Origin of the sequence: Ancylobacter amanitiformis, from assembly GCF_030814815.1 — a bacterium.
Classification (GTDB): domain Bacteria; phylum Pseudomonadota; class Alphaproteobacteria; order Rhizobiales; family Xanthobacteraceae; genus Ancylobacter; species Ancylobacter amanitiformis.
The window spans coordinates 401,368-413,280 of sequence record NZ_JAUSVR010000003.1; the positions used below are offsets into that span (position 1 = coordinate 401,368).

10 protein-coding genes are annotated in these 11,913 nt (G+C 69.1%); all 10 read left to right on the forward strand.

The annotated features are described in order from the left end of the window. The first annotated feature begins 26 nt into the window (after window positions 1-26). The 10 genes from QOZ99_RS07280 to QOZ99_RS07325 all read left to right on the forward strand — a co-directional run bounded on the left by QOZ99_RS07280 (window position 27) and on the right by QOZ99_RS07325 (window position 11,748). On the forward strand, window positions 27-812 hold the full coding sequence (locus tag QOZ99_RS07280; RefSeq protein WP_306889307.1) for a DeoR/GlpR family DNA-binding transcription regulator: 786 nt from the start codon (window positions 27-29) through the stop codon (window positions 810-812). Window positions 813-977: 165 nt separating this feature from the next. Beyond that, window positions 978-1,937: an aldo/keto reductase gene (locus tag QOZ99_RS07285; protein WP_306889308.1), complete on the forward strand. Its 960-nt coding sequence runs from the start codon at window positions 978-980 to the stop codon at window positions 1,935-1,937. A gap of 146 nt (window positions 1,938-2,083) precedes the next feature. After that, window positions 2,084-2,962, forward strand: coding sequence for a bestrophin family protein (locus QOZ99_RS07290; protein WP_306889309.1), 879 nt, complete (start codon window positions 2,084-2,086; stop codon window positions 2,960-2,962). A 76-nt stretch (window positions 2,963-3,038) separates the two neighbouring features. Next, window positions 3,039-4,772: an adenine deaminase gene (ade, locus tag QOZ99_RS07295; RefSeq protein ID WP_306889310.1), complete on the forward strand. Its 1,734-nt coding sequence runs from the start codon at window positions 3,039-3,041 to the stop codon at window positions 4,770-4,772. Between the two features lie 234 nt (window positions 4,773-5,006). Continuing rightward, on the forward strand, window positions 5,007-5,729 hold the full coding sequence (locus tag QOZ99_RS07300; protein ID WP_306889311.1) for a lysophospholipid acyltransferase family protein: 723 nt from the start codon (window positions 5,007-5,009) through the stop codon (window positions 5,727-5,729). A 19-nt stretch (window positions 5,730-5,748) separates the two neighbouring features. Further along, window positions 5,749-6,996, forward strand: coding sequence for an NAD(P)/FAD-dependent oxidoreductase (locus QOZ99_RS07305; RefSeq protein ID WP_306889312.1), 1,248 nt, complete (start codon window positions 5,749-5,751; stop codon window positions 6,994-6,996). Window positions 6,997-7,116: 120 nt separating this feature from the next. After that, window positions 7,117-8,028: a LysR substrate-binding domain-containing protein gene (locus QOZ99_RS07310; RefSeq protein WP_306889313.1), complete on the forward strand. Its 912-nt coding sequence runs from the start codon at window positions 7,117-7,119 to the stop codon at window positions 8,026-8,028. Window positions 8,029-8,338: 310 nt separating this feature from the next. Beyond that, window positions 8,339-9,502, forward strand: a complete 1,164-nt coding sequence (locus QOZ99_RS07315) for an ABC transporter substrate-binding protein (protein ID WP_306889314.1) — start codon at window positions 8,339-8,341, stop codon at window positions 9,500-9,502. A gap of 261 nt (window positions 9,503-9,763) precedes the next feature. Continuing rightward, window positions 9,764-10,804, forward strand: a complete 1,041-nt coding sequence (locus tag QOZ99_RS07320) for an ABC transporter ATP-binding protein (RefSeq protein WP_306889339.1) — start codon at window positions 9,764-9,766, stop codon at window positions 10,802-10,804. Beyond that, complete coding sequence (locus QOZ99_RS07325) at window positions 10,801-11,748, forward strand: ABC transporter permease (protein WP_306889315.1); 948 nt, start codon at window positions 10,801-10,803, stop codon at window positions 11,746-11,748. The genes QOZ99_RS07320 and QOZ99_RS07325 overlap by 4 nt, the downstream gene beginning before the upstream one ends. Window positions 11,749-11,913 lie beyond the last annotated feature (165 nt).

The following is an 11,913-nucleotide window of genomic DNA, read 5'->3' on the forward strand; positions in this document are numbered from 1 at the left end:
GCGCGGGGGCAGGAACGGGCCACGGGATGAACGCCATATCCTCACGCCAGCAGGACATTCTGGTGCTGGCGCGCGCCCAGGGGCGCGTGAGCGTGGACGACCTCGCCACGCGTTTCGAAGTCTCGCCCCAGACCATTCGCAAGGACCTCAACGACCTGTGCGTGCGCCGGCTCATGTCGCGCGTGCATGGCGGGGCTGTGGTGGCGTCGGGCGTGGAGAATGTCGCCTATGAGGCGCGTCGGGCCATGGCGCAGGGCGCCAAACGCGCCATCGCCGAGGCCGCCGCCGCCATGGTGCCGAACCGGGCGTCGCTGTTCATCAATATCGGCACGACCACCGAGGAGGTGGCCCGCGCGCTTGGCGACCATGAGGATCTCCTGGTCATCACCAACAATCTCAATGTCGCCACGCTGCTCTACCGCCATCCCAAGATCGAACTGATCATGGCCGGCGGGCCGGTGCGCCATGCCGACGGGGCGGTGATCGGTTCGGCGGCGGTCGATTTCGTCCGGCAGTTCCGTGTCGATTATGCGGTCATCGGCGCTTCGGCCATCGAGGAGGACGGCACGCTGCTGGACTTCGACTACCGCGAGGTGCAGGTGGCCCGCGCCATCATCGACAATGCCCGCCAGGTCATCCTGGTGGCCGACCGCTCCAAGCTGGAGCGCTCCGCGCCGGTGCGCATCGGCGCGATGCAGGAGGTCGACACTTTTGTCACCGACGTCGTCTCCTCGCCCTCGCTGCGGGAGGTGTGCCAGCGCCATGCGGTGGAACTGATCGAGGTCGGCAATCGCGACGAGGACGGCTTCTGACCCTCGCGCGATCGGCCCCGCGCTTCCCGTGAGGGGCGCGATCCGCGACACGCGGTCGACATAGAGGACGTTACAACTGGGGGGTGGCTGGCCGCCGTCGCGCGCTGGCATAGAGTCGCACCTGCGCAGCCCAGGCTGCGGCGCATGAAGCCGGAGGAACGACGCATGGAACTTCGCCGCCTTGGCAGCTCCGACATACTGGTCCCGCCGCTCTGTTTCGGGGGCAATGTCTTCGGCTGGACCGCCGACGAGGCTACCTCCTTCCGCCTGCTCGACGGGCTGTTCGAGGCGGGGTTCACCTTCATCGACACGGCGGATGTCTATTCACGCTGGGCGAGCGGCAATCAGGGCGGCGAATCCGAGACCATCATCGGCAAATGGATGAAGGCGCGCGGCAATCGCGCGAAAATCGTGCTCGCCACCAAGGTCGGCAGCGACATGGGCCTCGGCAAGCGCTGCCTGAAGCCCGACTATGTCCGCACCGCCATCGAGGCGTCGCTGAAGCGTTTGCAGACCGATTATGTCGACCTGTATTTCTCGCACTGGGACGATCCGGAAACGCCGTTCGAGGACGTGCTCGCGACCTATGACGAGCTGATCAAGGCCGGCAAGGTGCGCCTCATCGGTGCGTCCAACCTGACCGCCTCGCGTCTGTTCGATGCGCTCGCGGTTTCGGCGCGCGAGGGCCTGCCACGCTACGAGGTGGTCCAGCCGGAATATAACCTCTATGCCCGCGCGGGCTATGAGGCCGAGATCGAGCCGATCTGCCAGCGCAACGGGCTGGGCGTCGTCGCCTATTACGCGCTCGCCGCCGGTTTCCTCACCGGCAAATATCGCGTGCCCGCGGATGCCGCCAGCAGCGTGCGCGGCGGGGATGTGGTGAAGACCTATCTCAACGCGCGGGGGCTGCGCATCCTCGCCGCGCTGGACGCGGTGGCGGCGGCGCGCGGCGCCACCCCGGCCCAGGTCGCGCTGGCCTGGATCATGGCGCGGCCGAGCCTCACCGCGCCGATCGCCAGCGCCTCCCGCGTCGAGCAACTGGGCGACCTGTTCGCCTCGGCGGCGCTGACGCTTTCGCCGACCGACATGGCCCGCCTCGATGGGGCGAGCGCGGAGACGGCGTGAGCCTGTCCCGGCGCGGGGAGGGCGCGGGCGGGCGTTCCCGTCGTGCGTTCCCGGGAGCGGATGCGGGGCGAATGGTCTAGCGTCACGCGTGGATCCCCGGCCCGGCGCCCGCCATCCTCCCGGGGATGTCCCGATCCGGTGCCGGAATGATCGTCCGCGAACGCCCGAGCTATCTCGAACTGTTCTTCACGCTCAAGGGGTCGGTGATCCGGCGGGTGTGGCCGCAATGCCTGTTCGTCATGGTGCTGTCCGCCGCCGTGGTCGGCGGCCATGCCTGGCGCCCGGGGCTGGTACCCACGCTCGACGGCACGCCGTTCTCGCTCGTCGGCATCGCGCTTTCCGTGTTCCTCGCCTTCCGCAACAGCGCCTGCTACGACCGCTGGTGGGAAGCGCGCAAGCAGTGGGGCGCGATGGTGGCGGCCGTGCGCGACCTTGCCCGGCAGAGCCTCGTCCTGGAAGCGCGCGGGGAGGCGGGCCCGGCGCTGCGCCGCGATCTCATCGAGGCGGTGATCGCCTATGTCCGCGAACTGGTCGATCTGCTGCGCGGCGTGGCGCCGGCGGGGCGATGGCGCTTTCCCGCCGATGCGCGGCTGCGCGAGGCCGGCACGCGGCTGGCGGCGGCCCGCACCGGCGGGCTGGTCTCGGATATCGAATTTTCCATGCTGGACGGCTCGCTGAAGGAACTGTGCCACGCCGCGGCCGCCTGCGAGCGCATCCGCACCACGCCGGTGCCGTTCGGCTACACGCTGCTGCTGCACCGCACCGCGCACATCTTCTGCTTCCTGCTGCCCTTCGGCTTTGCCGACGTGATCGGCTGGGGCACGCCCATCGTGGCGGGGCTCGTCGCCTACACGTTTTTCGGCCTCGACGCGCTGGGCGACGAGATGGAGGAGCCGTTCAGCCTGCATTCCAGCGCGGTGCCGATCGGCGCCATTGCCGGCATGATCGAGATCAACCTGCGCGAGGCTTTGGGCGAGACCGACCTGCCCGACCTGCCGCGTCCGGTGGACGGGGTGCTGCTGTGAACGGGAAATTGGGGGTGGCGGCGCGGCCCGTCCGCCTGCCATAAAGGGCGCGCCCGCGCCTCACCGGAGTTTCGCCATGACAATCGACGCTGAAACCCTCGGCCGCTATATCGATGCGGGGCGCGGCGTTGCCGCGGCGGATCTCGTCGTCAAGAACGTGAAGCTGCTCGACGTGATCACCGGCACGATCACCGAGACCGATATCGCCATGGTCGGCTCCCGCATCGTCGGCACCTATGGCCGCTATGAGGGCGCGCGCGAAATCGACGGCACGGGGCTGTTCGCCGTTCCCGGCTTCATCGACACGCATCTGCATGTCGAATCCTCCCTCGTCACCCCGCTGGAATTCGATCGCTGCGTGCTGCCGCATGGCGTGACCACGGCGATCTGCGACCCGCACGAGATCGCCAACGTATTGGGGGCGGAGGGCATCGCGTATTTCCAGCGCTGCGCCGAGCAGACCATCATGGACCTGCGCGTGCAGCTGTCCTCCTGCGTGCCGGCCACGGCCTTCGAGACCTCCGGGGCCGAGCTGAGCGCGGCCGACCTCGTCGCCCTGCGTGGCCATCCCTCCGGCATCGGCCTTGCCGAGTTCATGAATTTTCCCGGCGTGCTGTTCAAGGACGAGGGTTGCCTCGCCAAGCTGGAAGCGTTTTCCGACGGGCATATCGACGGCCACGCGCCGCTGCTTGGGGGGCGCGACCTCAACGGCTATATCAGCGCCGGCATCCGCACCGAGCACGAGGCAACGACGCTGCCCGAGGCGCGCGAGAAGCTGATGAAGGGCATGACCGTGCTCATCCGCGAGGGCTCGGTCTCCAAGGACCTGCACGCGCTGATCCCGCTCATCTGCGCCGACACCTCCGCCTTCCTCGCCTTCTGCACGGATGATCGCAACCCGCTGGACATCGCCGAGGAGGGCCATCTCGACTTCATGATCCGCACGGCCATCGCCCATGGCGCGCCGCTGCATCATGTCTATCGCGTGGCCAGCTGGTCGGCGGCGAACGCGTTCGGGCTCACCGATCGCGGCCTCATCGCGCCCGGCCGGCGGGCGGATATCGTGCTGCTGGACGATCTGGAGGCTTGCTCGGTCCGCCAGGTCATCTCCGCCGGGCGGCTGGTGACACCGGAACTGTTCGCCACCCGCAGCTTCATCGCGCCGGTGGGGCTGGAATCCATGAAGGCCGAGCGGGTCGCGGCGTCGGATTTCCGCATCCCCGCCACGACGAGCGCGACGCGGGTGATGGGCGTGGTGCCCGGCCGCATCATTACCGAGGACGTGGCGCTGGACCTCGCGATCGTCGACGGCGAGAAGCGGGTCGATCTCGACAAGGACGCGGTCAAGGTCTGCGTCGTCGCCCGCCACGGCAAGAACCGCAATATCGGGCGGGGCTTCGTGCATGGCTTCGGCATGAAGCGCGGCGCTATCGCCTCATCGGTCGGCCATGACAGCCACAATATCTGCGTGGTCGGCGCCGATGACGCCGACATGGCGGCGGCGGTGAACCGGCTCATCGAGCTGAAGGGCGGATTCGTCGTCGCCGACGGGGGCAAGGTCACGGCCGAACTGGCGCTGCCGGTTGCCGGGCTGATGTCCACCGGCAGTTTCGAGGAGGTGCATGACACGCTGATCCCGCTGCGCGCGGCGGCCAAGGCGCTGGGCGTGGTGCTGGCCGAACCCTTCCTGCAGGTGGCGTTCCTGCCGCTGCCGGTGATACCGCATCTCAAGATCACCGATTTCGGCATGTTCGATGTCGATCATTTCGCCCTGCTGGAGCCGCAGGGCTCGCCGGGGCGCAGCGGCTGAGCGCACCGCCGCGCGGGGTTCCGCGGCCCGATGTCCCGGGCACTGGCGGCCCTCCCTGAGCCGGCGCGGATCTGCTAGAGCTTTTCCGGTGAATTCCGGTTCACCGGAAAAGCTCTAGGTTATTGTTCTGACGTATTTTCTTCACGCGAACCGGAATCCACTTCGCTCGAAAATGCTCTAGATCCTGCCACCTGCCTCGCCCCTGTCATCCGCTGCTTCCAGATCCGCGCCCCGATGTCCCGCCTGCGTTCCTCCCTCTTCCTCGTCCTGCTGGTCCTGTGGACGGCGCTATTGGCGCTGACGATCCCCTATTACGCGCTGCGCAGGGAGCCTCGGGCGACCCGCCGTTTCTCGCGGATGTGGGCCGGCGGGGTGCTGGCGCTGCTGCGTCTCGTGGGCGTGGCCTGCCGCACCATGGGCGAGGGCAACCGGCCGGCGGGGGCCGCGCTTTATGTCGCCAACCACCAGTCCACCTTCGAGACGATAGCCGCCGCCACGCTGGTGCCGGACGTCGCCATCGTGCTGAAGGAGGAACTGTACCGCATCCCGGTCTTCGGCTGGTTCCTCCGGCATTCGCCGATGATCGCCATCGACCGCGCGGGCGGCGGGGCGGCGATGAAGAAGATGTTCCGCGAGGGGCGCGCGGCGGTGGCGGAAGGGCGCAGCCTGCTGATCTTCCCCGAGGGCACGCGCCAGCCGGTGGACCAGCGGGCGGAATTCCATCGCGGCGTGCTGCTGCTCTACAAGGCGCTGGGCGTGCCGGTCGTGCCGATGGTGCACAATGCCGGCCTGTTCTGGCTGGCCAAGAGCTTCCTCATCCGTCCGGGCACCATCACCGTCTCCTTCCTGCGTCCCATACCGCCCGGCCTGCCGGATGCCGAGTTCATGGCGCGCATCCGCGAGGCGATCTATGACGAGCGCGACCGGCTGGTCGCCAAGGCCCGCAGGGCGTCGTGAGCAGGAACCCGAGGACGGCATGAACGAGAGAGCGGAAGAACGTATCGTCATTCTCGGTGCGGGCCAGGGGGGCTTTCAGGCCGCCGCCTCGCTGCGCGAGGCCGGTTTCTCCGGGCCACTGACGCTGGTGGGCGACGAGCCGGGCCTGCCCTATCAGCGCCCGCCGCTCTCCAAGGCCTATATGAAGGGCGATGCCGGCATCGAGCAGATCGAACTGCGCCCCGCCGCCTTCTATGCCGACCACCGGATCGAACTCATCCAGGCGCGCGCCACCGGCATCGACCGTGCCATGCGCCGCCTGCGGCTGGAGGGCGGGGAGAGCCTGTCCTATGCCCATCTCATCCTCGCCACCGGGGCGCGCAACCGGCCGCTTCCCGTGCCGGGACGTGAACTTGCCGGCGTCTATTACCTGCGCACCCGCGCGGATGCCGACGCGCTGAAGGCGACGCTGGCGGGCGCGCGCCATGTCGTGGTGATCGGTGCCGGCTTCATCGGGCTGGAATTCGCCGCGGTCGCCCGTGCGCTCGGCCATGAGGTGACGGTGATCGAGGCGGCCGCGCGTCCGCTGGGGCGCGCCGTGTCGCCGGAGATGTCCGCCTTCTTCGCGCAGGCGCACCGCGACCTGGGCGCGACCCTGCTGCTCGGGGCCGGTGTCGTCGGGCTTGAGGGTGCCGAGGGTCGCGTCACCGGCGTGAAGACGACGGATGGCGTGGTGCATCCGGCTGATTTCGTGCTGGTCGGCATCGGCGTGGTGCCGAATGTGGAAATCGCGGCCGAGGCGGGGCTGGAGGTGGCGAACGGCATCGTGGTCGACGATCATCTCGCCACCAGCGACCCCGCTATTTCGGCGCTGGGCGATGCGGTGGCCTATCCCAGCCGCTTCGCCGGCGGCAAGAATGAACCGGCAATGGTGCGGCTGGAATCGGTGCAGAACGCGGTGGACCAGGCGCGTTGCCTCGCCGCGCGGCTCACCGGCAAGTCCGCGCCCTTCGAGGCGGTGCCGTGGTTCTGGAGCGACCAGGGCGACCTCAAGCTGCAGATGGTCGGCCTCGCCGGGCCGACGGACAGCGCCGTGCTGCGCGGCGACCCGGCCTCGCGACGCTTCTCGGTGTTCCGCTTCCGCGACGGCGTGCTGACCGCGATCGAAAGCGTCAACCGCCCGGCCGACCACATGCTCGGCCGCCGCCTGCTGGCCGGCACGCCGGTTCTCACCCCCGAGCAGGCGGGCGATGAGAGCTTCGAGCTGAAAAGCCTGCTGGCGCGCTGACGGCGACGGCGTATCTTCCCGGATGGCGTCACGCTGGCCCGGGAATGCGTGCCGCGAGGCCCTCGCCAGAGGCGCCTGCTGTGATACCATCGGAAAACCCGGTCTCTCGCGGATCCTCCGATGGCTTTCTCGCTCCGGCAGCTTCAGTATTTCGTGGCCGTGGCCGAGAATGGCTCGGTGTCCTCGGCGGCGCAGACGCTGTCCATCTCGCAATCGACCGTGACCGAGGCGCTGCGCCAGTTGGAACTCGATCTCGGCTTCCAGTTGCTGGAGCGCCACGCGCGCGGGGTCGACCTCACCCTCAAGGGGCACCATTTCCTGCGCCACGCGCGCAAGATCCTGTCCGATGTCGCCGATGCCCGCCGTGCGCTGGCCGGCACCGAGGCGACGGCGTTGACCGGCCGGCTCTCGATCGGGGTCACGCCGCTGGTTGCCGGCTATATCTATTCCGACCTCATGGCGCGCTTCCGTCGCGCCTTTCCCGGTGTCGCCGTCGAGGCGGTGGAGGATGCGGCGGATTATCTGGAGCATCTGCTGGTCGGCGGCGAACTCGACGTGGCGGTGATGGTGCTGCCGCCGGGACGCCGCTCGGCGGCGCTGCAGACCGAGGCGGTCGAAATCTCGCCCTACCGCGTATGGCTGCCGCTCGGCCATCCCGCGCTCGCCGAGGAGCGGGTGAGCCTCACCGCTCTCTCCGGCGAGCCGCATGTGCTGCTCACCATTGACGAGATTGCCGAAGCCTCCGAAATCGTCTGGCGCCGGCTCGGCATCCGCCCGCCCGTGGCCTTCCGCACCCGCTCGGTGGAGGCGGTGCGCTCGCTGGTGGCGACCGGTGCGGGCGTCGCCGTACTGCCGGACCTGACCTATCGGCCATGGTCGCTGGAAGGTGACAAGATCGAGGCCCGCACGCTGATCGACGACGTGCCGGCGGTGGAAGTGGCGACCGCCTGGCGGCGCGGCTCGCCGCTATCCCCCGCCGCTGCCGGCTTCGTCTCGGTGGCAGCCACCCGGCATGGCGGGCGGGGGAGGTGAGGGGGGTGCCGCCTGCGGCGGAGTTTTGCGCTGGGTCCCGGCTCGGCATTCCGCCTGCGGCGTCACTTGTCCGGGACATGTAGCTGTTTCCCGGACAAGCTGCACGACGTGCCGCGCCGATCCGGGACCCGGCGCAAAGACTCTTCGCCGAAGGCGCAGCCACTCGTTTCATCCCATCCCGCAAGCCTAGCAAATACTCATCGGTTTTTCCGATGGCTCGGTTCTGATCTTTGGTGTGGCGCGGGGCCGGACGCAGCGGCACACTGGTTTTCAAAGGGCCGAAAGTGCCCGCGGAACAGAGGGACAGAACATGCACAGCCGCTATCTGCATCTGCCGGCGCTGGTCGCCTGCGCCTCGCTCACCCTCCAGCCCGCGCTCGCCGCGGAGATGACCGCGATCGGCCCGGGCGAGGGGCAGGTCGATATCGTGGCCTGGCCCGGCTATATCGAGCGTGGCGAGACCGACAAGGCCTATGACTGGGTCACCGATTTCGAGAAGAAGACCGGCTGCAAGGTCAATGTGAAGACCGCCGGCACCTCGGACGAGATGGTGGCGCTGATGAACGAAGGCGGCTTCGACCTCGTCACCGCCTCCGGCGACGCCTCGCTGCGCCTCATCGCCGGCAAGAAGGTCGCGCCGATCAACACCAAGCTGATCCCGAGCTGGGAGACCGTCGACGACCGCCTGCAGAACGCGCCCTGGCACACGGTGAACGGCGTGAATTACGGCGTGCCCTACCAGTGGGGCTCCAATGTGCTGATGTACAATACGGAGGCGTTCAAGGGTGCCGCGCCCAAGAGCTGGAACGTGGTGTTCGAGGAGCAGACCCTGCCGGACGGCAAGTCCAACAAGGGCCGGGTGCAGGCTTTCGACGGGCCGATCTACATTGCCGACGCCGCGCTCTATCTGATGGCGCACAAGCCCGAGCTCGGCATCAAGGATCCCTACGAGCTGACCGAGGAGCAGTACAAGGCGGCGCTCGACCTGCTGCGCGGCCAGCGCAAGATCGTGCAGCGCTACTGGCACGACGCGATGATCCAGGTGGACGACTTCACCAATGAGGGCGTCGTCGCCTCGTCCTCGTGGCCGTTCCAGGTCAACCTGCTGGTCAGCCAGAAGAAGCCGATCGCCTCGACCATTCCGGCCGAGGGCGCCACCGGCTGGGCCGACAGCACCATGATGCATGTCGACGCCAAGAACCCGAACTGCGCCTATATGTGGATGGAGCATTCGCTCTCGCCCAAGGTGCAGGGCGACCTCGCGGCCTGGTTCGGCTCGGTGCCCTCGGTTCCCGCGGCGTGCAAGGGCAATGATCTGCTCGGGGCCGATGGCTGCAAGACCAATGGCGCCGAGGAGTTCGAGAAGATCAAGTTCTGGCGCACCCCGGTCGCCAAATGCGCCACCCAGGCCGCCGGTTGCGTGCCCTATTACCGCTGGGTGTCGGATTACATCGCCGTGCTCGGCGGGCGATGAGGCGCCACCCGTTCCGTGCCACGGGCCCCTCTCCCGTCAACGGTAAAGGGGTGGGGTTGAGGGCGCCTTCGGCGCAGCTTTGCGCTGGGTCCCCGCTCTGCGCTTCGGCTTCGCCTCCGCGGGTCCGGGACACGACGTCACGCCGTTTCCCGGACCGGTGACGCCGCAGGCGGAACGCAGATGCGGGACCCCGCGCAGGACTTCGCGCAGGACTTCGCGCAGCGTCATTCTTCTCTAACCACCTTGCCGGATCGCCTCGCCATGCATGCCCCCGCGCCGCCGCCTGTCACGCCCGCCGTCCGCTTTGCCGGTGTTGTCAGGCATTTCGGCACGGTGCGGGCGGTCGACGGGGTGGACCTTGCCATCGCGCCGGGCGAGTTCTTCGCCATGCTCGGCCCCTCCGGCTCGGGCAAGACGACGTGCCTGCGCCTCATCGCCGGCTTCGAGCAGCCCGATGCCGGCCATATCGCGATCTTCGGCGAGAGCGTGGAGGGCCTGCCGCCCTATCGGCGCGCGGTGAACACCGTGTTCCAGGACTACGCGCTGTTCCCCCATCTCTGCGTCGGCGACAATGTCGCCTATGGCCTGCGCGTGCGTGGCGTCGGGCGGGCGGAGCGCGACACGCTGGCGCGCGAGGCGCTCGCCATGGTCAAGCTCGCCGGCATGGAGGCGCGGCGCCCGGCGCAGCTCTCCGGCGGCCAGCGCCAGCGCGTCGCGCTCGCCCGCGCGCTGGTGGTGCGGCCAAAAGTGCTGCTGCTGGACGAGCCGCTGGGCGCGCTCGACCTCAAGCTGCGCGAGGAGATGCAGAGCGAACTGAAAAGCCTGCAGCGCGCGCTCGGCCTCACCTTCGTCTTCGTCACCCACGATCAGGGCGAGGCGCTGTCCATGGCCGACCGCGTCGCCGTGTTCAACGAGGGGCGGATCGTGCAGGTCGGGCCGCCCGAGCAGGTCTATGAGCGTCCGGCGACCCGCTTCGTCGCCCAGTTCGTCGGCTCCGCCAATGTGCTCGGCGCGGCGCAGGCGCTCGCGCTCGGCGGGGCGGAGCGCCCCTCCAGCCTCCGGCCGGAGAAGATCGCGCTGCTGGCGCCCAATGCCACGCCGCCCATGGGCGCGGCGGTGGTCGAGGGCATCGTCGAGGACGTGTCCTATCAGGGGCCGGTGCGGCGGGTGGCGGTGCGCACCTCCGGGGGGCCGTCGCTTGTCGCCACCGTGCCGGCCAGCGCCAGCGGCGTCGCCATAGGCGATGCGGTGCGGCTCGCCATTCCCCGCGCCGCCCTCCAGCCGATGGAGAGCGAGGGATGAGCCTTTCCACCCTCGACCTGCCCGATCCGCATGACGGAGCGCTGCGCCGCCTCTCCGACCTGCTGGTCCGTCGCGCCAGGCTGCTCACCCTGCTGCTGCTCGTCCCGCCGCTGCTCTGGCTCGGCCTGGTCTATCTCGGCAGCCTGTTCGTCTTCCTCGGCCAGTCGATCTTCTCCATCGACGAGTTCTCCGGCACCATTGTGCGCGAGCCGACCACCGCGACGCTGCTGGAGCTGTTCCGCCCGGCCAATTTCGACATCGTGCAGCGCACCGTCGCCATCGCCGCCGTGGTGACCTTGCTCTGCGCCATCATCGCCTTCCCCATCGCCTATTATGCCGCCCGCTATGCCGGCCCGCGGGTGAAGGCGGGGTTCTATCTCGCGGTGATGATGCCGCTGTGGTCGAGCTATCTCGTCAAAATCTATGGCTGGAAGCTGCTGCTGGCCAAGGAGGGTGCCATCGGCTGGTTCGCCGGGCGGCTCGGCCTCGGTGGCGCGCTGGAAGCGTGGCTGGCGCTGCCGTTGGTCGGCGGGCCCTCGCTCTCGGTCTCCTATACCGGCATGGTGCTGACCTTCACCTATCTCTGGCTGCCCTTCATGATCCTGCCCGTGCAGGCGGCGCTGGAGCGGGTGCCGGCCCATCTCATCGAGGCGGCGGGGGACCTCGGCGCCGCGCCGGGCCTCGTGTTCCGCACGGTGATCCTGCCGCTCGCCATGCCGGGCGTGGTGGCGGGGGCGATCTTCACCTTCTCGCTGACGCTCGGCGACTACATCGTGCCGCAGATCATCGGCACCTCGGCGCTGGTGCTGGGGCAGGCGGTCTACATGCAGCAGGGCACGGCCGGGAACGTCCCGCTGGCGGCCGCCTTCTCGCTGGTGCCGATCCTGGTCATGGCGCTGTTCCTGACGCTGGCCAAGAGGACGGGAGCGTTCGATGCGCTGTGACGTGAGCCGCCAGACTCCCTCTCCCCGAGGGGGAGAGGGCTGGGGTGAGGGGGCCGCGCGCTCCATCGTCGTAGCGCGTCGGGGGGGGGGGGGGGGGGGGGGGGGGGGGGGGGGCGGCGGGGGGGGGGGGGGGGGGGGGGGGGGGGGGGGGGGGGGGGGGCCGGC